The organism is Spirochaeta dissipatitropha (assembly GCF_054657935.1).
The window spans coordinates 254061-278255 of the sequence record NZ_BAAHXT010000002.1 but is presented as its reverse complement, the minus strand read 5'-3'; the positions used below and the strand labels follow the sequence as shown (position 1 = coordinate 278255).

Annotated in this window: 21 protein-coding genes; 3 read left to right on the top strand and 18 right to left on the bottom strand. The window is 47.6% G+C overall.

The features are described from left to right. Window positions 1-123: 123 nt before the first annotated feature. Window positions 124-1440: a homoserine dehydrogenase gene (locus ACYQ2L_RS03125; protein ID WP_460050942.1), complete on the top strand. Its 1317-nt coding sequence runs from the start codon at window positions 124-126 to the stop codon at window positions 1438-1440. Window positions 1441-1453: 13 nt separating this feature from the next. Here the strand turns inward: ACYQ2L_RS03125 and ACYQ2L_RS03120 are convergent, their stop codons facing one another. Next, window positions 1454-2146 (bottom strand): DUF554 domain-containing protein, encoded by a 693-nt coding sequence (locus tag ACYQ2L_RS03120; RefSeq protein ID WP_460050940.1) that lies wholly within the window; start codon window positions 2144-2146, stop codon window positions 1454-1456. Next, window positions 2143-2568: a phosphoribosyl-AMP cyclohydrolase gene (locus tag ACYQ2L_RS03115; RefSeq protein ID WP_460050938.1), complete on the bottom strand. Its 426-nt coding sequence runs from the start codon at window positions 2566-2568 to the stop codon at window positions 2143-2145. The genes ACYQ2L_RS03120 and ACYQ2L_RS03115 overlap by 4 nt, the downstream gene beginning before the upstream one ends. A gap of 89 nt (window positions 2569-2657) precedes the next feature. On the opposite strand from ACYQ2L_RS03115, the gene ACYQ2L_RS03110 reads away from it, so the two are divergent. Beyond that, window positions 2658-3641, top strand: coding sequence for a tocopherol cyclase family protein (locus tag ACYQ2L_RS03110; protein ID WP_460050936.1), 984 nt, complete (start codon window positions 2658-2660; stop codon window positions 3639-3641). A 62-nt stretch (window positions 3642-3703) separates the two neighbouring features. On the opposite strand, the gene ACYQ2L_RS03105 is transcribed toward ACYQ2L_RS03110, so the two are convergent. The 12 genes from ACYQ2L_RS03105 to glyA all read right to left on the bottom strand — a co-directional run bounded on the left by ACYQ2L_RS03105 (window position 3704) and on the right by glyA (window position 19057). Further along, on the bottom strand, window positions 3704-4003 hold the full coding sequence (locus ACYQ2L_RS03105; protein WP_460050934.1) for an FmdB family zinc ribbon protein: 300 nt from the start codon (window positions 4001-4003) through the stop codon (window positions 3704-3706). Window positions 4004-4095: 92 nt separating this feature from the next. After that, complete coding sequence (gene hisF / locus ACYQ2L_RS03100) at window positions 4096-4875, bottom strand: imidazole glycerol phosphate synthase subunit HisF (RefSeq protein WP_460050932.1); 780 nt, start codon at window positions 4873-4875, stop codon at window positions 4096-4098. Between the two features lie 28 nt (window positions 4876-4903). After that, window positions 4904-5512: an imidazole glycerol phosphate synthase subunit HisH gene (gene hisH / locus ACYQ2L_RS03095; protein ID WP_460050929.1), complete on the bottom strand. Its 609-nt coding sequence runs from the start codon at window positions 5510-5512 to the stop codon at window positions 4904-4906. Between the two features lie 18 nt (window positions 5513-5530). Continuing rightward, window positions 5531-6403: a hypothetical protein gene (locus ACYQ2L_RS03090; RefSeq protein WP_460051155.1), complete on the bottom strand. Its 873-nt coding sequence runs from the start codon at window positions 6401-6403 to the stop codon at window positions 5531-5533. Continuing rightward, window positions 6403-9537 carry an isoleucine--tRNA ligase gene (gene ileS, locus ACYQ2L_RS03085; protein WP_460050927.1) on the bottom strand — a complete coding sequence of 1045 codons (3135 nt, stop codon included), beginning with the start codon at window positions 9535-9537 and terminating at the stop codon, window positions 6403-6405. Before ileS ends, ACYQ2L_RS03090 begins: the two co-directional genes overlap by 1 nt. 17 nt (window positions 9538-9554) lie before the next feature. Beyond that, window positions 9555-10085, bottom strand: coding sequence for a hypothetical protein (locus ACYQ2L_RS03080; RefSeq protein WP_460050925.1), 531 nt, complete (start codon window positions 10083-10085; stop codon window positions 9555-9557). Next, entirely contained in the window at window positions 10082-11197 is a 1116-nt protein-coding gene (locus tag ACYQ2L_RS03075; RefSeq protein ID WP_460050923.1) for a hypothetical protein, read from the bottom strand. Before ACYQ2L_RS03075 ends, ACYQ2L_RS03080 begins: the two co-directional genes overlap by 4 nt. Window positions 11198-11202: 5 nt before the next feature. Continuing rightward, window positions 11203-13905 carry a valine--tRNA ligase gene (locus ACYQ2L_RS03070; RefSeq protein WP_460050921.1) on the bottom strand — a complete coding sequence of 901 codons (2703 nt, stop codon included), beginning with the start codon at window positions 13903-13905 and terminating at the stop codon, window positions 11203-11205. A gap of 21 nt (window positions 13906-13926) precedes the next feature. Continuing rightward, window positions 13927-15642 carry an alpha-glucosidase gene (locus ACYQ2L_RS03065; RefSeq protein ID WP_460050919.1) on the bottom strand — a complete coding sequence of 572 codons (1716 nt, stop codon included), beginning with the start codon at window positions 15640-15642 and terminating at the stop codon, window positions 13927-13929. An 80-nt stretch (window positions 15643-15722) separates the two neighbouring features. Then, window positions 15723-16463, bottom strand: a complete 741-nt coding sequence (locus ACYQ2L_RS03060; protein ID WP_460050917.1) for a class I SAM-dependent methyltransferase — start codon at window positions 16461-16463, stop codon at window positions 15723-15725. 14 nt (window positions 16464-16477) lie between these two features. Next, entirely contained in the window at window positions 16478-17704 is a 1227-nt protein-coding gene (locus ACYQ2L_RS03055; RefSeq protein ID WP_460050915.1) for a cyclic nucleotide-binding domain-containing protein, read from the bottom strand. A gap of 63 nt (window positions 17705-17767) precedes the next feature. Continuing rightward, entirely contained in the window at window positions 17768-19057 is a 1290-nt protein-coding gene (glyA, locus tag ACYQ2L_RS03050) for a serine hydroxymethyltransferase (protein WP_460050913.1), read from the bottom strand. 125 nt (window positions 19058-19182) lie between these two features. Between glyA and ACYQ2L_RS03045 the strand changes: the two genes are divergently transcribed. Further along, entirely contained in the window at window positions 19183-20745 is a 1563-nt protein-coding gene (locus ACYQ2L_RS03045; protein WP_460050911.1) for a methyl-accepting chemotaxis protein, read from the top strand. Window positions 20746-20800: 55 nt separating this feature from the next. Here the strand turns inward: ACYQ2L_RS03045 and ACYQ2L_RS03040 are convergent, their stop codons facing one another. From ACYQ2L_RS03040 to ACYQ2L_RS03025, 4 genes are read right to left on the bottom strand one after another with little or no spacing between them, the layout of a single operon-like run. After that, window positions 20801-22459 (bottom strand): IPT/TIG domain-containing protein, encoded by a 1659-nt coding sequence (locus ACYQ2L_RS03040; protein ID WP_460050908.1) that lies wholly within the window; start codon window positions 22457-22459, stop codon window positions 20801-20803. 25 nt (window positions 22460-22484) lie between these two features. After that, window positions 22485-23006, bottom strand: a complete 522-nt coding sequence (locus ACYQ2L_RS03035) for a hypothetical protein (protein ID WP_460050906.1) — start codon at window positions 23004-23006, stop codon at window positions 22485-22487. Continuing rightward, on the bottom strand, window positions 23003-23653 hold the full coding sequence (locus ACYQ2L_RS03030; RefSeq protein WP_460050904.1) for an anti-sigma factor family protein: 651 nt from the start codon (window positions 23651-23653) through the stop codon (window positions 23003-23005). The genes ACYQ2L_RS03035 and ACYQ2L_RS03030 overlap by 4 nt, the downstream gene beginning before the upstream one ends. Continuing rightward, window positions 23637-24167 carry an RNA polymerase sigma factor gene (locus ACYQ2L_RS03025; RefSeq protein WP_460050902.1) on the bottom strand — a complete coding sequence of 177 codons (531 nt, stop codon included), beginning with the start codon at window positions 24165-24167 and terminating at the stop codon, window positions 23637-23639. The genes ACYQ2L_RS03030 and ACYQ2L_RS03025 overlap by 17 nt, the downstream gene beginning before the upstream one ends. Between the last annotated feature and the right edge of the window lie 28 nt (window positions 24168-24195).

The following is a 24195-nucleotide window of genomic DNA, read 5'->3' as shown; positions in this document are numbered from 1 at the left end:
CGTCGGAAGATAGTTCTCCTGCAGGACGCAGGCATAGTTGCAATGACATACATCTTTGTACGCGTCTCAGCCACGCATGTCAACTCTATTGACAGAGACCAGAAGCTGACATACGATGGCGCCATGAAATCCATACAGGTTACCATAGTAGGCGCCGGTACTGTCGGAGCCAATACAGCAAAAATACTGCTGTCTGAAGCTGAAAGCATTGCCCGCAGAATTGGCACTGAAGTGAAATTACGTGCTATTGCGTCTCTGGCATTTGATGTTGCAGACTCACTTGAACTGCCCAAAGAACTGTATACAACAGATACCCAGGCAGCACTTACGGACCCTGAAACGGATATTATTGTTGAACTTATCGGGGGAATTCACCCTGCCAAAGAATTTATAACTACTGCCCTGAAAGCAGGAAAACACGTTGTTACTGCAAATAAGGCTTTGCTGGCATATCACGGCCATGAGCTCATGGCGATCGCCAGAGAAAACAATGTTGCGCTTGCTTTCGAAGCCAGCTGTGCCGGCGGAGTCCCTATTGTTCAGGTAATGACCCAGGCCATGCTCGGAGAACAAATGGATGCCATTTACGGCATCCTGAACGGCACCTGTAACTACATACTGAGCCAAATGGGCACCTCATCCTATGATAAGGCTCTGAAGCAGGCTCAGAAGCTTGGTCTGGCCGAAGCTGACCCCACACTGGATGTGAGCGGTGAGGACACAGCACACAAGATTGCTATTCTTTCTACTATAGCTTTCGGCACCCGGGTTCCTATGGAATCAATTACGACCATCGGAATAGATAAACTGGACCCCAATGATATCCGCTATGCTAAAAGACTAGGCTATGTAGTAAAACTGCTGGCTATGGCCCAGCAGACCGACGAAGGCCCGCATGTCATGGTCAGTCCGGCGTTTATTCCAAAGGAACATCCCCTTGCCCGTGTAGATAACGCCTTCAATGCAATCAGCCTGTATTCAAACAATCTCGGACATACCCTGTATTACGGGCGCGGAGCCGGTGGACGTCCGACAGGTTCTGCGGTTGTAAGTGATATTATCGGTCTCGCGGCCGGCACATATCAAACCGCCTTCGCTGATTTCAGGATCTGGTCGGATCAGGCCGCACCGCTGGCCCAGACCCCGGCTGCTCTCATGGAATTCCGCTATTATCTGAGACTCGAACTGAATGACGTCGCAGGAGCATTGGCTGCTATAACCGCAGTATTTGCCAAACACGGAATCAGCATCGCCAGTATGCTGCAGGATGAACGCTGGGAGCATGATCAATCTGTTCCTGTTATTATTACTGTTCACCCAACTCCAGCATCTGCGATTCATGATGCAATCAGTGAAATAGAAGCACTGCCGGTTGTAAACCAGAAAGCTACGGTCTACAGCATGGTCGATGAACATCCCGAGACGCCGGGTCTCGGGTAAGGACTGTTATCTGCTATAGTATTGATTTCATGGGATCAATCCAGGCCAGCAGAATTGCTACCGCAATAGCTGGCAAATAATCACCGGTCTTGATTTTCACAATTCCGCTCAGGTTCAAGCCGATCATGAGTATCAGTGCGCCTCCGGTTCCCGTAAGTTCCGCCAGCATTAAATCATTCAGTAGCGGTGAAAGGACGCCGGCAAATAATGTCAGCCCACCCTGATAGATCAGAATAACAATCGCAGAAAGCGCAACACCTCCCCCCATGGCAGCAGCCAGGAGTATGGCAATGCTCCCATCCATTACCGACTTGGTCAGCAGTATTTCATATGATCCGGCTGCACCAGCCTGCAGCGAACCAAGAATTGCCATCGCCCCTACACAGAACAATACAGACGATGTGAGAAAACCCTCTGCGAAATGATCATGCCTGGAAATGCCTGAATCCTTGATGCGCTGACCAACTGCATACAGTCTGTCCTCGATTCTGAGTCCGTTTCCGATGATTCCACCGACAACCAGTGAAATGGCCATGTACAGAAAACGCTGTGAGGTCAATGCCATATCCATACCGATTATAATCGTAAAGACACCCACAGCCAGAAAAATGCGCTCATTAACCGAGGGCTTGATCCAGCGCTTCGCAAGAATACCTGCAAGAGAACCAAGTATGATTGCAGCTGCATTAATAATTGTTGCTATCATATTTCTGTACTGCCGGCTTCATGTTCCAGAAATGCCAGGCTGCTTCCATCAGAAATTACCTCACGGTAAAAACAGCTGACTCGTGCCTTACCGTTTGCACCACGGGTATGGCAGGCTCCTTCCCCTACCCTGCTGACGCAGTACACGATAGCATCCTGGTCACAATCAACCAGAATCTTCTCAATACTCAGATAGTCACCGGAAGTTTCACCTTTAACCCACAACCTGTTTCTACTTGTACTGAAAAAACAGGCACGGCGCTCTCGAAGACTGTATTCGAATGCCTCATGATTGGCGTAGCCGAGCATCAGTATCCTGCCGTCACTGACATCCTGTACAATGACCGGCAGTAGACCGCCTCTTTTATTGAACTGCAGCTGTGGCTTCAATCCCTCTTCAATAAAATCGATATCTTTTTCCATAAGCTGTAGCTTACCGATACCGCAATTATATGACAACTATACATATTAAAAAGCTGGTCATTTCATGAATCAGTGTTTACACTAAGTGCATGGGTATTGTGCGACGAATATGGAATCCACAGTGTTTTCAGGGGGTCAGAAAAAAAAAGTCATATTTTGAAGGCTGGTACCATAAACAAGTCAGTGCCGCCGGAGGAATTTCCGTTTCGGTCATTTGCGGGCTGGCTTATGATGAACAAGGCCGCGGTGAGGCTTTCATTCAGTATATTCAGGGCAAGGTCACCCACTATATTCCGTATCCGGTACAGGATTTCCGATGGAGCAAAAAGGACTACGAGGTATTTATCGGACCGAACCGATTCAGTAAGGATGGAATCCTGCTGCATATTGACCGCGATGACTGCCAGATTGAGGCCGATCTAAGATATTCTTCACTTACAGACCTGGCAGACCGGAGATTGTTTTCCCCCGGAATCATGGGCTGGTACCGTTTTGTTCCCAAAATGGAATGCTATCATGGAGTGATCAGTCTTGATCATGATGTATTCGGAAGTATTAGCCTGAATGGCAATAGCATAGACATGAATGGAGGCAGGGGTTACATAGAAAAAGACTGGGGCAGTTCCATGCCGCAGTCATGGGTCTGGTTTCAGACAAACTCCTTCTCCAGCCCCGGACATTCGGTCATGTTTTCACTGGCACATATACCCTGGATGGGAAAGAGTTTCCCGGGTTTTCTGGCTGTCTGCCACACCCCGAAAACCCAGCAGCGATTTACAACATACAACAAATCCCGTATTACATCCTGCACCATAACAGAAAAAAAGGTTCAGCTGCAAATCAGAAACAGTGAGTATATCCTGAATATTGAGGCTGACCGCGAATCTGCAGGAACATTGATAGCACCTGTGCAGGGTTCCATGAGTAGACCCATCAGCGAAAGCATAGAAGCCAAAGCGAGGGTGAAGCTCACAACCCTCGACGGATATATTGTTTTCGAAGATATCGCAAAACCTGCCGGTCTGGAAATTGTAGGAGATACAGATATCCTGCTTACTGGACTGAAAAAATAAAGGCAGCACCGGTATCCGGAACTGCCTTATATGAGTGGAATATCAGAATCCCCAGTTCGTAATCAGGGAACAGATGAGCTTGCCGATGACGAACTGGCTGTCGAAGCAGTTCCCGCAGCCGTTTTAGAAGTGCTGCCTGAGGACGATTCTCCTGAGGAAGAACCGGCACCGTTCTTTGCGGATCTGTTGTCATTCACATAGAAACCGCTGCCTTTAAAGATAACCCCGAGACCACCACCTATAAGACGTTTCAGCGTGGATTCACCGCAGGACGGGCAGTCGGTAAGCAAAGGATCCGACATTGCCTGGAATTCCTCGAACTGATACCCGCAGGCTGTGCATTCATAATCATAGCTGGGCATTGTTTTCTCCTTGAGTGAACTAATGGCGATAATATATTGAGGAATTGCAAAAACGTCCAGTAGCCGTCTACAAATAGATTTCAGAAACGCTTTCAGGCTGGTTTATAGCGCAGCCTGAGAGGTAATCCATATGAAGTCAGTACAGCCTTGATATCCTGCACCCGGTAATCTCCGTAATGTACCATACTTGCAATCAATGCTGCATCTGCCTTTCCTGCATCAAGAACTTCGGCGAGATGCTCTGGGAGTCCCGCACCACCTGAGGCGACAACCGGAACCCGAACAGCCTCGGAAATCATCTTTGTAAGCTGGATTTCATATCCATTTTTCGTTCCGTCCGCATCTATCGAGTTCAATACTATTTCGCCAGCACCTAGTTCTTCTGCTTTCAGGGCCCACTGCAGGGCATCGAGTTTCGTAGGTGTACGCCCACCATCAATAACGACTCTATACCCGCTCGGCATCTCGGCGTCGCGAACGGCATCCATTCCAAGTACGATGCATTGACGGCCGAATTGTCCGGCTCCTTCGGAAATAATATCAGGATTCCTGACGGCCTGGGAATTCAGACTTACCTTCTCGGCTCCGGCCAGTAGGACTGCCCGCATATCCTGCAGACTCGACAATCCTCCACCAACACAGAAAGGCACAAAAATCTGTTCAGCAACCCGTTCTACTACATCTATCATAATTCCGCGCTTCTCAGCGGATGCGGTGATGTCATAAAAGACAAGCTCGTCTACACCATCCTCATAGTACTGCCGGGCCATCTCGACGGGATCGCCAATATCCACATTGGATTTGAATTTTACACCTTTGGTTGTCTTCCCCTCACGGACATCAAGGCAGACAATTATTCGCTTTTGCAGCATAGACATATCTCCTTTACAACACGAAAAACTAGACTGGTCTGAAACAGAAATTGGAGAGCATACGGATCCCGTACTCGCCGGATTTTTCAGGATGGAACTGTGCAGCCACGAGAGAATTCTTTTCCATGGCTGCACTGAAACGAAATCCATATTCCGAGGAGGCTATCTCATTGTTTTCTTCAAGCTTAGGATAATAAGAGTGAACGAAATAGAAGCTCACCCCGGATGGAATGCCTTCAAACAGCCAGTGACGTTCATCGTGCTGAACCTCGTTCCAACCCATATGAGGTACTTTAAGTCCAGAATTAACCGGAAACTCCATGGCACTTCCTGGTATAAGACCCAGGCAGCTGCCTGCAGCTTCCTCTGAAGATGATAGAATAATCTGGCATCCGAGACAGATTCCGAAAATCGGAATTCCAGCAGTGTAGGCCTCACGGAGTGCAGAGTCTATACCTTTGGCATGAAGGGTCTGCATTGCATGACCGGCATGGCCAACTCCCGGGAAAATAATTTTAACCGCTTTCCTGATCCGATCCGGATCGGAGCTGATTTCATAGGGCACATCAAGACGCTGCAGAGCTGTTTCTATGCTGCGTAAATTCCCGGCTTCATAATCGACAACAGTTATCTTCATAACGTTAATGTAGCTGTATTAGAGAATATCCTCAAGCATAGAACGTATCCACCCTTCCGCAATGTCGGATTCTATACGCAAATCTTCCAGATACACAGATCTGCCTTCACGATATATGTCCGGTCTGCTTTGTGTCTGAAGTAATTGAGGCAGTAATGCCCGCAGACTTGTATTAAGAACCCTGGCGGTCATTTCACTGCCGGCAAGCAGAGAACCTTCCAGACTGACACTGCCTTCTGGATGAACATAGAAATCGAAACTTCCTTCCGCATCGAAACTGCTGCGGAACAGAGGTGGAATAATTGACATGGCCTCAGAACCAATAAGCGACTCTGTATCCTTCCACCAGATTCTGCCGAAGTCCTGGTCCGCTGCAAGTTCCGGAAAAGACCGCAGTTCTGAAGGCACCAGGGCCCGGTTCAATGCGGCCTCGAGCTCAACACTACTGAAATCCCCTGCAAGAACATACAGGTATCCGGAGTCGACCAGCATGACGGCAATCCTGTCATGCAGATAAAAGCGTTGCCCGTTCTCAAGCCGCATTCGCTGCCATCCCCTGCGCGAACTCAAGCCCCAGAATAGCATTGTAGAGTTGTACCTACCTTCCAGAACCATGTGTATCTGCTCCACAACAACGACCGGTCTACGGGCAATGGTAATACGTGCAGCCCTGTTCATGACAGCAGACATATCACCCTGGTATAATTCAGGCATCAACCGTTCTACACCTTCCCGCTGGGCACTTGCGGGAAGACTGAAGACAAGCACTGAATCGGGCGGCAGCAATGCAAGCGGATCAGCATCTTCACTGATCCGGGGAACGCTGGCACAGGAGTACAGGAACAGCAGAAAGACTGCGGTGCCAAGCATCCGCAGCATTAGCCTTTTCATCAGCCTGCCTTCCGTATGGTCAGACAGGCCGTCATCTCACCAACCCCGACTTTTACACCATCGAGACTGCTCTTCCATTCAATGCCGGTACAGAGCGTCTCGTCCAGCAGGAATTCCTCAAAATCCTGTACGGCTTTTGCAAGCATCTCATCGTTCTGTAAACTGATGATGATCCTGTCAGTTACATCAAAGCCGCTTTCTTTTCTGAGATTCTGAATACCCCTGACAAGATCTCTGACGATACCTTCCCGGCTGAGTTCCTCGGTAATTTCCGGGTCAAGCGCGATGGTGAGAGATCCCTCATTCAAGACCTTCAGGTTTTCTTTTTCAAGACGCTGTACTTCAATGCTTTCGATAGTTATATCAATACTCCGCTTCCCGATATCGAGGTTAAGAACATTACCTTCCATAAGGCTTACAATTTCACGTCCGGTAAAAGCCTGGATCTTGGAGGCAGCCAGCTTCATATCCTTACCAAGCTGGCTTCCCAGCACACGGTAATTTGGCTTGGCCTGATATTCTACCAGATCTTCCTCGTTGTCCCTGAATACAACGTCCTTGACGTTCAACTCCTCACGGATGATATCCTCCATTTCACGCAGGATATTCTTTTCCTCTTTGTTCAAAGTCACCAGATGTACTGCTTTCAGCGGCTGACGGACCTTAAGATTATACATGCTGCGGATCGCCCGCCCCATGCTGACGGCTTGCTGGGTGGCTGCCATTTTCTGTTCCAGCGCAGTATTTCTGGGATTTTTCCCTACCGCCGGATAATCACAGAGATGAATGGATTCAGGCATATGATCCTGCCTGAGATTCTGATATATCTCTTCAGTTATAAACGGAATAAAAGGAGCCGCAAGTGTAATAAGCTTCATGAGAACGGCATATAATGTGCTGTAGGCCTGGTCCTTGTCCTGATCATTCTCACTCTTCCAGAAACGGCGTCGCGAGCGGCGTATATACCAGTTATTAAGCTGATCAATAAATTTCACCAGCGGTGCTGCTGCTTTCTGCAGATCATAATTATCCAGGTGACTGGTCATTTCCTCTGCGAGACCTTCAACATAGGATAGGATCCATTGGTCCAGGGGATTGTCCGGATTTCGCGGGGCTTCTACTGGATTAACTCCGTCTATGTTTGCATATGTAACGAAGAAACTATAGGAATTCCAGAGTGGGATTATAATGTTCTTGAGAACGTCCTTGACACCATCATCACTGTATTTAAGATCTTCAGCACGTACAACCGCAGAATTAATCAGGAAAAGCCGCAAGGCATCAGCACCGAAACGATTGAGTACTTCCTCAGGATTCGTGTAATTACGGAGGCTTTTGCTCATTTTCTTGCCGTCTTCAGCGAGCACAAGACCATTTACAACAACATTTTTGAATGCGGGCTTTTCGAAAAGAGCCGCGGCAAGAACCGTCAAGGTATAGAACCATCCCCTGGTCTGGTCCAGTCCCTCAGCAATAAACTGGGCCGGAAAATTCTGCTCGAAATGTTCCCGGTTTTCGAATGGATAGTGACTCTGGGCATATGGCATGGCGCCTGATTCAAACCAGCAGTCAAGTACAGCCGGGACGCGGCGCATCACGCCTTTCCCATCCGGGTCGCTGGGGTCAGGCCAGGTAAGATCATCAACAAAATGCTTGTGAAGATCGCTCACCTTCGTGCCGCTTTTTTCCTCAAGCTCTGCGATACTGCCAATGCATTCGCTGTAACCCGTCGTGTCGCTGACCCATACAGGAATAGGGTTACCCCAGTAGCGGTTCCGGCTTATCGCCCAGTCACGAGCACCCTCAAGCCACTTGCCGAAGCGGCCATCACGCAGGTGTTCAGGCATCCAGTGAACACCGCTGTTGCATTCCAGCATTAATTCCTTGATCCGCTCGACACGAACATACCAGGATGAAATAGCCCGGTAAATTAGCGGCTTACCACTTCTATAGCAATGTGGATAACTGTGAAGGTAATTCTCACGCCTGATCAGAGAGCCCTGATCCTTCAAATGACGGATGATTTCCTTGTCAGCGTCTTTCACATACATGCCGGCAAAATCACTGACTTCATCTGTAAACCTTGCATCTGCATCAATCGGCACAATGACAGGAAGCCCACTGTCCTTCAGTGTGTCATAGTCGTCTTCACCAAAACCCGGAGCAAGATGGACAATTCCGGTTCCATTCTCGGTAGTTACAAAGTCACCTGCAAATACCTTGAAGGCCCCAAGCTCCGTATTTTCAGCAAAATATGGAAACAAGGGTCGATATGATCTACCAATCAGTTCATGACCACTGTGACGGGCAACTATTTCGGGCATTTCATCTTCACTGTAGTAGTGACTCAGTCTGCTCTCGGCAAGAATATAACGTTTGCCCTTGTCTTCAACCTCCACATATGAGATATCAGAACCAACTGCAAGAGCCAGATTCGAAGGTAGTGTCCATGGAGTTGTGGTCCATGCAAGTAAATAGGTATTTTTATGCTCTGTATCCTCAAATGCAACCGTAATTGCAGGATCAGTGACATCCTTATAGCCCCCAAGATTCACCTCAAAATTGGAGAGTGCTGTTGTCAAAGCAGGGCTATAAGGCAGGATATAGTAACCTTCATAAATAAGATCCTTCTCCCAGAGTTGCTTGAACACCCACCAGATAGACTCCATATACGAGGGATCCATGGTTTTATAATCATTTTCGAAATCAACCCAGCGTCCCAGCCGGGTAACAATGCGCTCCCATTCTTTTGTATATCTCAGTACAATACCGCGGCAGTCCTCATTGAATCTGGCTACACCATATTCCTCAATTTCCCGCTTTCCTGAAAGCCCGAGCGATTTCTCCATTTCATATTCTACAGGAAGACCGTGACAATCCCAGCCGAATCTTCTGTCTACATATTTCCCGCGCATTGTCTGATATCTGGGAATAATATCCTTGATTGTACCAGGCACAAAATGCCCGAAGTGAGGCAGTCCAGTGGCAAAAGGAGGTCCATCATAGAACACAAATTCCTCGGCACCTTCCCGCTGTTCCAGAGAACGCTCGAATATCCGTTTTTTCTTCCAAAATTCCAGTACATTTTCTTCCATTCCGGGAAAACTGACCTTTGGGTCTACAGCCTTGTACACTCTATCCTCCTGCTCTATTACAAATCAAGTTCTGCTTCTTCAGTGCTGCTTTCATCATCCGCACTGCTTTCATCATCCGGAAATTTCTTCCGCAGCATTTCTTCAAGACTCTCACCATCCTCAAGTATCACCTCAGGCAGAGACCGGTACTGTGAGATTTCTTCCAGCATTGCATTAAAATTAATATATAAATCCGGCAGCTGAATCAGTTGGTCAGCGTCACTATCGTAGAAAAATGCTACTCGTGTATCACCGGATGAATTGAGTATTCCTGCATCACTCATTGAATCATAGGACATCCGGACCATTTTTCCCGAAGGCGTCCTGCCGGATATTCCTTCATCATGAACATTAAAATAACTATCAATCATGTCCCTGTATACCCGATGAACCTTCAAAATGAGAAAAGCAGCTACAATAAAAACGGGTATAGAAACTATAGGCTGTGCGGTAAACACAACAACAGAGGCTGCTGCTCCAAGAACAAGCAGACCGAGTTTCAGTGTTAACAGTCTCGGATTTCGACTCTTATCATAGCGATAAATCATTCCTTGTCTCCTTGCAGTGATGTCTGAAGCTGATCGAGAACATCAGCATGATACCTTAGCAACCACTCATTCAAGCGAATAATTGCAGTTGCTCCCAGCATCAGTTGTTCGGAGCGGCGCATATCCTTGCGCTGCAGATCAAACAATGGCTCACAGGCTTCATAAAATGCAGCCCGATATAATACATTTCCATGACGGGGCTGGACCCAGGTCTCAACGGCATCCCGTACCATAACGAAATTATCAACCAGTCTGTCGCGAAGATGACGGTTCAGAATTTCAAACTCGAGCTCCGGCTGCTCATCAACCAGCATGATCAGTGAGTACTGACGCTCCTGCAGATGAATCATATAACCGCGGAGCTCATGATACAGACGTGCGACATCCTTTGCAACATCGCCATAAATGCCCTGCGGGCGTCCACCACCATGAAGCAGTACCATGCGGGAAGATCTCCAGCCGCACAGGATATTTTCAAGGGACATTCGTCCATGAATGCAGTGCAAACGCGTTGGAACCAGGCGCTCCCGGATATCAGCACGCTGCTTCAACAGAGACAAAGCAGGGAGCAGGCCAACCATCGTCTGTCCGTTGATCTTCGGAGTTTCCGAGCGCAGCAGCTTTCCTACGGACTTGTTGGCGGCAATACTTCTAATTTCTTTCTGAATGGGCTCAAAAAGCTCCTTCTCGAGATAATCAGCAGGTACCTCCAGCGAATTCTGATCCCCATACAAAGTCTCGGAGAGTCCGTGAAATAGTATATTCCACCTCTTCCTGAGGTAAAAACTGGCATTCATGTTCTTCCTGAGGATGACAGACATGCTCGGATGCGGATAATACTGAATATCATAATAGGCATTTCCGAACTCTACCGAAGCATCCAGTAATCTGGGAACAAAATGATACAGGTCGCTTTTACGGAATCGCTCTATCCATTCCATCTCATGCCGAATTGTCTCCATATCGTTACCCTGACTGCGGTATCTTACCCGCCGCCGGCCATGATAGCCGGAAACAGAACTGGGAGACGGGCGATGGAATATATAGAAGCTGAAGGTTCTACCCATAATTTCGGTAAAACGCTTCAGACCGTAGCTGAGCAGATTCCGCATATTGATCAGCCTCCCAGTGCTGTTATGTATTCAGTAATCTTCGCCAGCTTGTTCTCGAACTCACTCTGCTTTTCACGCTCTTTCTGCACCGCCTCCGGAGCTGCCTTATTCACAAAAGCTTCGTTGGAAAGCTTTTTGACAGTTCCTTCAAGCTGCTTGCTCAGTTTGTCCGCATTCTTGTGGAGTTTCTTCAGCTCTGCATCCACATCAATCTGATCACGGACATATACCAAGCACTGGTAGCCGGTACCTACAAGGCAAACAGCCCCATCGGCAATGCCAGCAGGAGCGCTGCCTGCGGCATGAATCTTCAGAGATTCAGACTTCGTGAGAAGCTCGATAATATCAGCGTTGTTTACCAGGAAATCCATATCACTGAAACTGTCGTCAACAAGTACAGAAAAGCGAATCCTTACACCAGGAGGAATGGTAAACTCGCTCCTCAGGGTTCTGACCAGCCGAACCAGTTCCTGTACACTAGTAAACAGGCCAGCCTCAAGAGGGAACTCGCGATCATTACATGCTTTCGGGAAAGGTAATTCCATCAGAAGTTTTCCGGGTTCTGATCCGTCTGCAGGCTTGAGCTCCGGTAGTTTCGAGTAGATCTCCTCGCTTATAAAACTCATGAACGGATGCAGAAGTCGCATGCTTTCCTCGAGAACATACATAAGAAGACTGACTGCACGATCCTTCTCGAGATCATCTTCACCAAAAAGGCTGAGCTTGCTGGCCTCGATGTACCAGTCACAGAAGTCATTCCAGAAATACTCATATACAGCCTGACAGGCATCGTTAAATCGATAGACAGTCATTGCTTTGGCCACAGAGGCAGCTGTTTCATTCAATCGATGATACAACCATTTATCCACTGCCTTCAGCTCGATCTCCGGAAAGGGTATAATCTGCCTTCCTTCCAGATTCATGAGCAAATACCGGGCTGCGTTCCAGATCTTGTTGGCAAAGCGGCTGCCGAGTCCAAAGCTTTCCTTGTCGATCAGAATATCCTGCCCCTGTGCACAAAGGAATGCTAATGTGAACTTCAAGGAATCCGCGCCAAATTCGTCTACGATTTCCAGTGGATCTATTCCATTTCCGAGACTCTTGGACATTTTCCGGCCTTTAATATCACGTACCAGGCTGGTTATATAAATATCCCTGAAGGGCACTTCACCCAGAAAATGACTTGATGCCATTATCATTCTGGCCACCCAGAAAAATATAATGTCATAGCCTGTTACCAATGCTGAGGTAGGAAAAAAGCTTTCAAGATCTTCGGTCTTCTCAGGCCAGCCAAGGGTGGAAAACGGCCAGAGCCAGGAACTGAACCAGGTGTCCAGAACGTCCTCATCCTGCCGGAGCAACTTGCCGCCCCGGCTTGCCACCATCTCCGGTGAGTTCAGATCAGTCGTTGATGCAAATGCTTCGCCTGTTTCATCATCATACCAGACAGGAATACGATGTCCCCACCACAGCTGACGGCTGATACACCAGTCACGTATGTTTTCGAGCCAACGCGTATATGTATTCTCGTACTTTTTCGGGTAAAAACGGATCTTGTCATCGGTCAATGCCTTCATTGCTTTATCTGCGAGAGGACGCATGCGCACAAACCACTGCTCCGAGAGATACGGTTCAATAACTACATCCGTTCTATAGCAATGTCCCACCTGATGCTTATGAGGCTCGTCATGACTGAAAAAGCCAAGCTCATCCAGATCACGGACAACGGCTTTTCGGGCATCAATAACATTCATACCCCGATAGGCTTCCGGCACATTGGAATTCAGTGTCCCGTCAGGATTCAGAATATTGATTTTCTCGAGATTATGGCGCTCGCCTATCTCGTAGTCGTTCTGGTCATGAGCAGGAGTGATTTTGACCATACCGGTTCCGAATTCGCGATCAACATATTCATCTGCAATAATTGGAATCCGACGTCCAGTCAGAGGAAGTTCAACCTCCTGGCCCACCAGATGAGCAAAGCGCTCATCCTCGGGATGCACAGCAACAGCCGTATCTCCCAGCATGGTCTCTGGACGGGTTGTAGCTACCGTCACACTGTTGCCGTCCGGCAGTGGATACCTGAGATGATACAGTTTCCCCTGAACTTCCCTGTATTCAACCTCGTCATCCGATAGAGCCGTCTGCAATCCGCTTGACCAGTTTACGAGATAGGTTCCCCGGTAGATCAGTCCTTCATTATAGAGACGAACAAACACCTCTGTGACAGCCTTGCTCAGACCATCGTCCATGGTAAAACGTTCTCTACTCCAGTCACACGAAGATCCGATTTTCTGCAGCTGACGGGTAATGGTAGCATGATGATCCCGTTTGACTTCCCAGGTGCGCTCGATGAATTTTTCCCTGCCGAGTTCCTGCCGACTGGTCCCTTCCTTATGCAGCATCCTTTCCACAACGTTCTGTGTTGCGATGCCGGCATGATCAGTACCAGGAACCCATAAGGTGCGCCTTCCGGTCATGCGATGATAGCGAACCAGAATATCCTGAAGTGTATTGTTCAATCCATGACCGAGATGCAGTACACCGGTAACATTTGGAGGTGGAATAACAACCACGAAAGGTGTTTCATCAGCTCCATACCGGGCTTCATCAGCCGGAGCAAATGCACCGGATTCCATCCAGCGCTTGTAGACTTCATCTTCAAATTCTCTGGGGTTAAAGGCTTTCGCCAGATCAACAGCTTGCATAGGTACTCCTCATTGTAAATATCAGCGCTTGTCCCATAACAGATAACAGGCTTCCCATGGCTTCAGTTCAATACCGGCCAGCGAGAACTCTACCGCCCGCGGCAACTCCCGCAAATCATGGACAGATGACAAGAGCATTCTCGGATTTACACGTGCTATAATATCCTGCCATTCATCCGGCAGGGATTTCACTTCGACATCGAGACTGATGCCTGTATTTTCAGGGTTCGCCATGACAAGCAGTAACTGGTCATTACAGATCCGCGCATAGACGAAGGCATATGGATGATCTTCATTCATTGCTATCCAGTTTCCTGAAAGAACCGGCAGCTCCTTGCGGTGTGCAATAAGACGCTGATACAAGGACCACACTGAATTTGAATCATCCACCTGCTGAAGAGCATTTACCTCTTCAACATCAGGATTCACAGCTATCCAGGGATGAGGAAAAGCCGATTCCATATCCGGCTGCCACTGCATCGGCGTGCGGGCATGGTCACGGCTATGAACCAGAAGCCTGCGAAGAGCCTCCTGTTTACTCATTCCATAATCATTCAGCATAGCCTTGTATGCATTCAGGGCTTCAATATCTCTGAACTCTTCAATGGAGGTGAAGGGATAATTTCTCATCCCGAGTTCCTCCCCTTGATATACATAAGGCGTACCACGCAGACCATGAAGCACCATAGCCCATAACTTTGCAGATTCCTTGCGGTATTCCTGATCATTCCCATAACGGGATAAATGTCTCGGCTGATCATGATTACTCAGATACAGGCTGTTCCACCCCTCAGCCGCAACCTCTTTCTGCCAGGTATACAGGACTTCCCTGAGCTTCCCGGGATCAAAATCAACAGGATCATACTTACCCAGCGGTCCATAATCAACCATGACATGTTCAAAGGTAAAAATCATATTCAAACGATTCAGATCGGATTTCGTCAGCTCGAGTGCCCGGTCTTTTGTACCGTCTATCATCTCCCCAACGGTGAGTGTGTCATACCTGCTGAGAACTTCCCTGTTCATCTCATCCATGAACTCAAGGAAGCGCGGTCCATTTACATAATGCTCTTTTCCAACCAGCAATCCATTTCCCTCAGCACCATCCGGTAGCCCGGGAGTCTTGGAAATCAGATTGATTACATCCATTCTGAAACCATCAACCCCGCGGTCAAGCCACCAGCGCATCATTTCGTAAACACGTTCCCTGAGCTTCGGATTTTCCCAGTTCAGGTCCGGCTGCTTTCTGGAGAAAAGGTGAAGATAGTATTGTCCGGAAGCCTGATCAAGCTCCCAGGCTGAACCGGAGAAAAAACTTGTCCAGTTATTTGGAGGGCCACCATCAGGAGCTGGATCACGCCAGATGTAGTAATCTCTGGTTGGAGAATCCTTACCTTCACGAGCCATGGTAAACCAGCTGTGTTCATCTGAACTATGATTTACGACAAGATCCATAACCAAGCGGATACCATACTGATGCATGGTGCTAAGCATCCTGTCAAAATCACTCATGGTGCCGAATTCAGGATGGATATCCTGATAATCAGAAATGTCATAGCCATTGTCATCCATCGGGCTGCGGTACACAGGACTCAGCCAGACGACATCCACACCAAGTTCAGCCAGATATGGTATCTTTTCGATGATTCCGGGGATATCACCAATTCCATCATGGTTTCCATCTGCAAAACTGCGAGGATAGATCTGATATACCGTACTGTTTTTCCACCAACCCATTTGCTGCTCCTTGGCGTATAGTGTGATTGCCCCACTATAACGCAAGTGCAGTTTTAAGAAAAGCGTCAGGCTGACTTCGTTTATGCCAGTTGGTACAGCTGCAGGAGTTCAGGGCTGCCCTCTCTCCATGGAGCCCCATCAAAATCACCAAAACACTTCTTCAGCACCAGGCCTTGTGCTGCGAACACACGAGCCAAGCCTTCTCCACTATGCAGATGCAATTCATTCCTCAGGTGCAGCAGCTCGTCCTGCGCATCCTGTTCATAATACCAGTCAAATACCAGACGATTATTTTCCGGGAACCACTGGGTCCTCTCATAGAGATCAATTATCACACCTGCTGCATCACTGAACTGCTCAAGGTGTCGGAGCTCTGAATCAGCAGAACATAAATCGTCGTCTGGCTGCAACAATGACACTATACATTTCCCGTCAGAGTTCATATGAGATGCTATAGCGGCTGCCAGCTGCTCCAGGTCTTTTCCGGGTGAAATATGTCCTATCGAGTTGTAAGGGAAAATGACCGTGTCGAATTTCTCACCGAGGTCCAGCACCCGTATGTCCGATCTGATAAATCGAATTCGGTCTGCAAGCTCTTTTCTTGAAGCCAGAATCTCATTAGCATAAGCCAGCATATTCTCATCAATGTCGACACCGGTGAGCTGGTGCCCCGCAGCCGCAAGCGGGAAGCTCAGTCTTCCGGTTCCACAACCAAGCTCCAGCACCGAAGCGCCGCAAAAACCTTGGTAGAATTCGAGGTCCTCAAGCTGGTTTTTGTGTTGAGCAGCATATAATGCAGGGAACTTATAGGGAGACATCATGTTCGGATCAGGCCCTACCTGCTGCGACGCGCACTGCTGATACGTTCCATTTTCCGATAATATTTAGCCTGCTTCTCAAGCTCGGTGACATCAGAACAACGGATCTTTCCATCTGCAAGATTAAAGTACTGGCCTTTCAGAAGCTCCTGGACATGTACATAGCCGGTGTCCAGCGGTATTCCGGCCAGGTTCATAAGTTCCTTAGGACCGAATTCAAAGGTATGGCCAGCTCCTCTCCTCAATGGAACACGATCTTTTTCGAGCTGGATATACAATGCATCATACATCCGTCCGGCAGGACTCTCGATGAGAGTGTTAGCAAGACTCTTGTATATCAGCCATATCCGCTCGGAGAGAAGAGTGGTTAATCGGGCAATAATCTGTGGCTGTGAAGTAACCATGCGGCCAAAGTTTTCCTTGTTTACCGCCAGCATTGTACAGTTTTCGAAAGCTATTGCTGAAGCTGAACGCGGTTTATTTTCAAGCAGAGCCATTTCACCAAAGATATCTCCTGGTTTCAGCATAGCCAGAAGCACCTCATTATCGTTTATGATCTTTGAAATCTTAACCCGGCCCTGCTGGATAATATACAATTCCCGGCCTGGCATGGACTCGGCAAAAATCATGGTATCCTTCGGGTATGTCCGGTTAAACTGTTCGGTTTCTTCCTCAAGATATACAGGAGAGGCATAGGGCTTGATTTTTTCCAGCCGTTCCTTTGCCTTTACAGATTCCTGTCCGCCAGGAACCAGTTTGAGATACTGGTAATAGGCATAAAAGGCAAGATTGTACTGATTCTGCTTCAGATAATATTCACCTACATTAAACAGATGATTACTGTTCATCTCTGCAGATGCCTTGTATGTACGCTGGGCGAGGGCTTCATCCAGATATCTCATTCTTTTGGAGAAAGCCTCAATAATCTTCATCGCCACAGGCGTATTACGTTCAATAAGCAGAGGGTACTGCTCTCGCCTGACGGCGATCATAGAGACCTCGGTAACCGCCCGCGCAGTTTCAATATGACTGTGAGCGGACATAGTAGAGACGACGCCGAAAAAGTCACCGGGACCGAGAAGATTGCCCTTCTCTTCCTGAACAACTTCAACCTCTTTGCTTATCTGAACCTTACCGGAACGAATTATATAAAAGCAGTCAGCATTCGCCTTGCCCTCGACGATGATGTAGGCTCCCTGAGGAAATGATACAAATGCTAACTGAAGCGGATTTTCCTGTGCCATGTATGCTCAAGTATATTTCAAAAATCCGGAATTGTCATGCACTGTAGCGCAATACTGTAAAAATCATGAAGAAAAAAGCGGATAAGCCGCGCAGAATTCACGAACCTCTCCAGCGATTTTTTTCAGAGCTTGCTCATCACTACCGCTCTTGAGTGCTTTCAGAATAAAAGCGGCGACAACTGCCATTTCATCCTCTGCCATTCCCCGGGTTGTCAGAGCAGGAGTACCTATACGGATACCGGAAGTCACCAGTGGGCTACGGGTGTCATATGGTATTCCATTCTTGTTAACAGTAATTCCAGCTGCATCCAGCATATGCTCTGCATCTCTTCCACTGATACCGAGAGCAGTGAGATCCAGTAACATAAGATGGTTATCAGTTCCTCCGGAGACCAGACGCAGTCCTCCATCCGAAAGCCGCTCAGCCAGCACAGATGCGTTTTTCACGACCTGTTTCTGGTAGGTAGTAAAATCGGACTGAAGAGCTTGTTTAAAAGCCACAGCTTTTGCAGCAATTATATGCATAAGAGGTCCACCCTGAACGCCAGGCATGACAGTTGAATCGAGTAGCTCTGAGAAACGCCTGGTACGTCCGCTTTTGGGAGCAACAATTCCCATATCGTTTTCCTTGTCCCTTCCGATCAGTACCATGCCTCCACGTGGCCCCCTGAGGGTCTTGTGTGTAGTTGTGGTAACAAAATCAGAGTAAGGAACAGGGCTCGGATGCACACCAGCAGCTACAAGTCCGGCTATATGCGCCATATCTGTCATAAAATACGCACCGACTTCTGTAGCAATAGCCGCAAATCGTTCAAAATCGATTGTTCTGGGATATGCTGAAGCTCCTGCAATAATCAGCTTGGGCCGTTCCCGTCTCGCGGTTTCTGCAATCTCATCGTAATCCAGGGTTTCACTTTCCTTGCTTACCCCGTAGCTGACAGATCGATAGATTTTCCCGCTGAAACTTACAGAAGCACCATGTGTCAGGTGTCCGCCATGTGCCAGATCCATACCCATAATGGTATCTCCGGGCTGGAGGACTGTCATATATACCGACATATTGGCATTACTGCCTGAATGGGGCTGTACATTGACGTGATCGGCACCAAAAAGTTCCTTGGCGCGATTTCTGGCAAGATCCTCAGCAATATCCACATACTCACAACCGCCATAATAACGCTTGCCGGGATACCCTTCGGCATATTTATTTGTAAGCACAGTTCCTGCTGCTTCCAGCACGGCCTGACTGGTATAATTCTCCGAAGCAATCAACTCCAGTTTATGTTTCTGACGATCCTCTTCTTTTCTGATTACCTCTACCAGTTCCGGATCTGCTTCCATCAAGTACTGCATATTAACACCCCTTGTATTGCTGTGCGTATGAGCGAGGATATGAAAAATAAAAACGGCTGTCAATCGGCAGGGGTATTACTGTTTATATGTTGCAGGCTGGTGCAAATACTTCTACACTGTATATCATGTATATCAGCCGAAAAATTACCTGGATCCAGATTCTCTTTACAGTCTCATTTCTGGCTGCTGCAACTCTTCTGGCCGCTTCAGCTATAACAGACAGTCTGTATCGTCAAAAAACAGCCATGGCGCACGATGCAGGATCGGCTGTCAGGCGCTATACACTCAATCAAATAACCCGACAGCAGGGAATCCAGATGTCTGAACAGGACGCAGGCATACTCCGGGACCAGGCTATAGATCTTGCAGGAAAGGTGTGGACTGCATCCCCTTCCAGCAGCCAGGAACAAAGACTGGATATGTTCATACAAGAATTTGACAATCATTCATCTGTAGAAAACGGCAGGGCCTTGTTTTCCACTCTCAGGGATATCGAAAACGAGGCTGTTTCGAGGGGAGAAAAATATCAAACGATTCTGACAATCACAGCCTTGTTGATACTTCTATCTGGTACTATTTCCGGATTTCTATTCATTGTGTATGCATCCAGAAAAACCAGAAGCCGTATACGCCGTGTATACACTGATTTAAGCAGCTGTGTACAGCAGCCGAAAAGCCTAACCCTTCCACAGGGTAAGCTTGATGAACTGGATATGTTCATTCTGAAAATCAGTAAGAAACTGAATATTTTCAGACAGAAAGCCTACGAAAACAGACAAAGCCTGGACACGGTCGAGGCCTTGAACATAGAAATCGAGGATCTGAAAAATACATACAATGAATCGGCGGGTCATCTGGAGAAACTGAGCAACAGCTATCTGAAGGATCTCAGTGCGAACAGAATACTATTGAAATCTGCTGAAGATGCCTCGGGAGTGCTTCAGCTGAAATCCAGAAGGCTTATAGAGCAAACTGACACCAGAGCTTCCTTCATGAGTGATAACTCAGAACAGCTTGACTCTTCTGCCCGGAAACTACATCAACTGCTGGAAGAACAGACAAGGATAACCACTCTATGCTCCGGACTCGTTGACGATCTGCAGAGCAGTGAATCACTGGTTATTGAAGAAAATGATTATATAACGAGCATTGAACAGGACATAGCAAATGTCATGGAAATACTGAACAGTATTCACTCGATCAGTGAGCAGACAAGACAGCTGTCCTTGAATGCATATATAGAAAGTGCTCATGGAGGAGAAAGCAATAAAGGTTTCGAAACCGTAGCATCCGAAATCCGTCAACTTGCTGATTATACTTCTGAAAATACAGATACAATGTACAGCCTGATCCATAAGATCATTAATAACGTACGTGAAGCAGGCTTCTACTCTGATAAAGCATCACATAATTTCACCAGAGCCTTAAAAACTGCTGACAAAGCAGCAAAGGTCCTGAATACTATCAATTCCGCTCTTCAGACCAGCAAAAATACAAGTAGCAGGTTTCATGATCTCTATGAGGATAACAAAGCAGGAATGGCAGACTGCAGTGAGCTTTGCCGGCAGATAGCAGACAACACGAATGATTCATCAAACATGCTGAAGGAATTTCAGACAGGGGTCGAATCAAATCGAAATCAAATCGAAAAAATCCAGCACGCAATTGAAACTGAAAATCTGGTTTAGTACGATACACTGATGCGAGGAGGAAATTGCAGAATTAAGTGCAATTTCCTCTACATTATTGATTATGATGCCCGGCAAAAATTCGCATGGGATCATTCCAGTAGATGTCCATTGTAAGATTTTCAAGATGACCATAGGCAAGTTCCATAAAAGGAACCGGATTCCCATGTATATCCCGCTGATGACTGTATCTGTCATTCCTGGGTGGAAGAATTCCGGCATGATGCAGTGTTAACCTGTATGGATCCAGGTTTTCACGATAGTAAAGTGGATCCTCAGGAAAACCTTGTACCCAATCAAGCCCGGAGGCAACAGCATCAGCTACATATGGGTCCATGGGAAGCCAGCCGAAATCCAGAACATACCACTCTACCCAATGGTGATAGAACGTACTGTCTGTTTCCGGCGGGAACAGAATACCGGTGACAATTCGGGCAGGTATATCTCTGCTGCGCAGCAGGCTTGTAAGCTGCCGGGCGTACTCAGCTGAATCAACAGTATCATCGCCTGATATGCTCAATTCATTGCGCACAGCAGCGAAGAGATTTCTGGCTATGACAAGGGGATTGCTTCCTCTCCCCCCAAGACTCAAGGCTCTGTTCCGGGTCTCCTGATTAACTTCTATTCCAGGACTACTGCCAAGGAAATCACGATATAGTGGATGATCCGCTTGATAAGCTGCAACAACCCGGTCGGGTAGCAAAGTGGTTTCAACTGAATACCTTGTTAATGCGGTGTGAATCCTGATCAGCTCGGTTCGATCGTTCATTGATAACCTCGGAATAATATCCTGATCCGAGAATACAAACTTCATAGCATTGCTGCCGAAATATCTGGGTTCCGGATAAAGCCTCAAATTATCCACCGAACGCTGCTCCGGTCTTTCAGGTACTGCCGGCAACCATAAAACTACTTCATTACCTACACCGGATATCAATGATGCTTCAGTTTCAGAATCTTCAGATGCAACCTCCACATCAAACACGAAACCAGCGGCAATTTCATAGGGATTGCGGTATTGGTATGTGCCGACAGTATCCTGTAATTCAAAACGAAGAGCATCACTCCTGCCCTCCCTGGTTTCAATATACAATTGATCAGCAATAATTCCGTTTGGTGAATAGAAACGAATCGTGTCATTAGTCCATAAAATAATATGGGATTCAGGTACAATATAACGCTCCGGGAAATCCTGCAGTTCATCACCTCGCCCCTCATCAGGCTGTAACACAATACTGCCCAGGGTTCGGGTTACCCCGAAATCACGCCCGGAAATGGTTACTTCGCGGCCGGGAGGTACGACATTGGGTGAGACGGAAAAAACAAAGGGCTCGTATGCATGTACAGATGAACTGCCGGCTGCAGATTGTGGTAATCCATCTGTATTTGTAAACAGTACCGGATTACTGATGAGTCCATCAACTTCAACCGTGACAAGGCCGGAGTACGCAGGACCAGGCACCAGGAATCTTATTCTGCTATCCGCCCATTCCCTGATATTTGCCCGTGGAACAATGCGATCGCCGATGCGTATTCGGGTACTGCTACCGGAAAACCCCTGACCGAGTACAACGACTATCTCACCGGAAGAACCCCTGGTCGGGCTGATGGAGTCAATCTCTACTATAGGCTGCATGAATCTGGCAAATAGAATAATTACAGTAATCAGTACAGCCAGTGCAGCAAGAAGCAGCACCTGTCGTCGTTGAAGCATGTTGTTTGAAGTCCTTTTCAGTAAATTACTCGTTCTCAGCTGCAAAAATGATGGAGCTGAATTTTATCTCTATTTCAAGATTCATACCGTCACCACTTTCCTCAGCAAATTTATAGCCAAGAGGAAAAAACAACAAGGACTCATCGAGCACAAGCTCCAGACTTTTGAAGGCTGTCCGGTATCTGACGCCTTCATCTTCATCCACAGAAAGCCAGGTCTGCCCCTGGGCAACCAGAAAGACTGTATCCTCTTTAAGTTCATAGGGCGTAAACTGGGCAAGAATCACAATACTTTCGCCTTCAAGCCGAATGGAAATTGCTCTACCGGAAATAGTTTGCCTTGATATTTCCATGTCCCAGATTGCTTCACTTTCCTGATTAATAAGACGAGCAATAATATCGAATTCATATCCTGAATCACTCAATAAATCCAGGTGCTCTCCAGTCTGGACACTACCCTCCGGAACGGGAGGAATATCGTTTGTCTCTGACAGGACAATATTGGGTATAGACACCATCAAGCTGAATAGGAGAAGAACAGATTTCACCTGACACCCCGTGAGTTCACATCAGATGCCCGCATGAGGGCTGGCTCACCATATATACTGAACTGTGATTCCTGTGGAAGATTTATGGTTATATCTCTGACGACATTTTGTGCAGCTAATATTTCCAGCAATTGAGCAATGGAGTCAACCTGAACCCTCAACTGAAGATCCGATCCGATCTGATTATCCATTACAGGCCTGAAATTCGGAGAATTCAATCCCCCTGAGTCGAAGGAAACCGGTGAACCCGAAAAAAGTTCCGAGCTGCGCGCAAGGTCATAACCGGGGTCAGGACGTCCCGGACCTCGAAAGGCAAATACACCGAATGCAAATACTGTGATTACCACTGCGGCAGCCGCCGGAAGAGGGACAGAAACGGCTTTTTCCCACCAGTGAGCCGAAGTAAGTATACGCGGTTTGGCGGGGGTAATACGCTGCTGGAGCTGATTCCAGACACGATCCTGAGCACCCTGATAATCAATCGGCGATTCCGAATGCAGTTTCGTCTTCACTGATTTAAGCCGCTCGAAACCTGCCTGCCGTTCAGCACTGGATGCAATAAATCTATCCATTCGGCTTCGCCAGGGTTCAGGCACTTCGCCGTCAAGATGGGCAGACAGTAATTCCATATCACGGGATGTAGACATCGTCTTCCTCCATCAATTTCGCAATACGTTCGCGGGCACGGAACACACGAACCTTTACATTTCCTTCACGAATACCCATTATCGCACCGATTTCTCTATAGGACAAATCGCCATACTCCTTCAATATCAGTACCGTCCGAAGTTTTTCGGGCAGTTGCTGCAGTACGGCCTGAACCTGCGCCGCGGAATCCTGGCGAAGCAGTTCGGTCTCACCCGTCTCCTGCACCCGCTTCGGTTCGTAAAAAGCCTTTTCATAGGCCTTGTACTCACGCCCCTTCCGCTTTTGATAATTCAGAGCCATATTCTTTGATACCCGGATAAGCCAGTATTTCGATTGGGCAATATCAGGAAGCTTCTCGCGATGCTGGTGATATTTTATAAAGGCTTCCTGCACCAGCTCCTCAGCAATATCCTCGCTGTTCACAATACGCAGAACTACACGATAGATAATGGGAAACACATGCCTGTACACATCCTGGAATTCCGGGATTCCGTTTCTCTCTTCTTTCTGCATATTAAACAAGTCGCACCGTCGCCGGTTA

Excerpts from the sequence above, each read along its gene's own strand:
- ACYQ2L_RS03125 (WP_460050942.1), top strand. The coding sequence starts at position 124 with ATGAAATCCATACAGGTTACCATAGTAGGCGCCGGTACTGTCGGAGCC.
- ACYQ2L_RS03120 (WP_460050940.1), bottom strand. The coding sequence starts at position 2,146 with ATGATAGCAACAATTATTAATGCAGCTGCAATCATACTTGGTTCTCTT.
- ACYQ2L_RS03115 (WP_460050938.1), bottom strand. The coding sequence starts at position 2,568 with ATGGAAAAAGATATCGATTTTATTGAAGAGGGATTGAAGCCACAGCTG.
- ACYQ2L_RS03110 (WP_460050936.1), top strand. The coding sequence starts at position 2,658 with ATGGGTATTGTGCGACGAATATGGAATCCACAGTGTTTTCAGGGGGTC.
- ACYQ2L_RS03105 (WP_460050934.1), bottom strand. The coding sequence starts at position 4,003 with ATGCCCAGCTATGATTATGAATGCACAGCCTGCGGGTATCAGTTCGAG.
- hisF (WP_460050932.1), bottom strand. The coding sequence starts at position 4,875 with ATGCTGCAAAAGCGAATAATTGTCTGCCTTGATGTCCGTGAGGGGAAG.
- hisH (WP_460050929.1), bottom strand. The coding sequence starts at position 5,512 with ATGAAGATAACTGTTGTCGATTATGAAGCCGGGAATTTACGCAGCATA.
- ACYQ2L_RS03090 (WP_460051155.1), bottom strand. The coding sequence starts at position 6,403 with ATGAAAAGGCTAATGCTGCGGATGCTTGGCACCGCAGTCTTTCTGCTG.
- ACYQ2L_RS03080 (WP_460050925.1), bottom strand. The coding sequence starts at position 10,085 with ATGATTTATCGCTATGATAAGAGTCGAAATCCGAGACTGTTAACACTG.
- ACYQ2L_RS03075 (WP_460050923.1), bottom strand. The coding sequence starts at position 11,197 with ATGCGGAATCTGCTCAGCTACGGTCTGAAGCGTTTTACCGAAATTATG.
- ACYQ2L_RS03070 (WP_460050921.1), bottom strand. The coding sequence starts at position 13,905 with ATGCAAGCTGTTGATCTGGCGAAAGCCTTTAACCCCAGAGAATTTGAA.
- ACYQ2L_RS03065 (WP_460050919.1), bottom strand. The coding sequence starts at position 15,642 with ATGGGTTGGTGGAAAAACAGTACGGTATATCAGATCTATCCTCGCAGT.
- ACYQ2L_RS03060 (WP_460050917.1), bottom strand. The coding sequence starts at position 16,463 with ATGATGTCTCCCTATAAGTTCCCTGCATTATATGCTGCTCAACACAAA.
- ACYQ2L_RS03055 (WP_460050915.1), bottom strand. The coding sequence starts at position 17,704 with ATGGCACAGGAAAATCCGCTTCAGTTAGCATTTGTATCATTTCCTCAG.
- glyA (WP_460050913.1), bottom strand. The coding sequence starts at position 19,057 with ATGCAGTACTTGATGGAAGCAGATCCGGAACTGGTAGAGGTAATCAGA.
- ACYQ2L_RS03045 (WP_460050911.1), top strand. The coding sequence starts at position 19,183 with ATGTATATCAGCCGAAAAATTACCTGGATCCAGATTCTCTTTACAGTC.
- ACYQ2L_RS03040 (WP_460050908.1), bottom strand. The coding sequence starts at position 22,459 with ATGCTTCAACGACGACAGGTGCTGCTTCTTGCTGCACTGGCTGTACTG.
- ACYQ2L_RS03030 (WP_460050904.1), bottom strand. The coding sequence starts at position 23,653 with ATGTCTACATCCCGTGATATGGAATTACTGTCTGCCCATCTTGACGGC.
- ACYQ2L_RS03025 (WP_460050902.1), bottom strand. The coding sequence starts at position 24,167 with ATGCAGAAAGAAGAGAGAAACGGAATCCCGGAATTCCAGGATGTGTAC.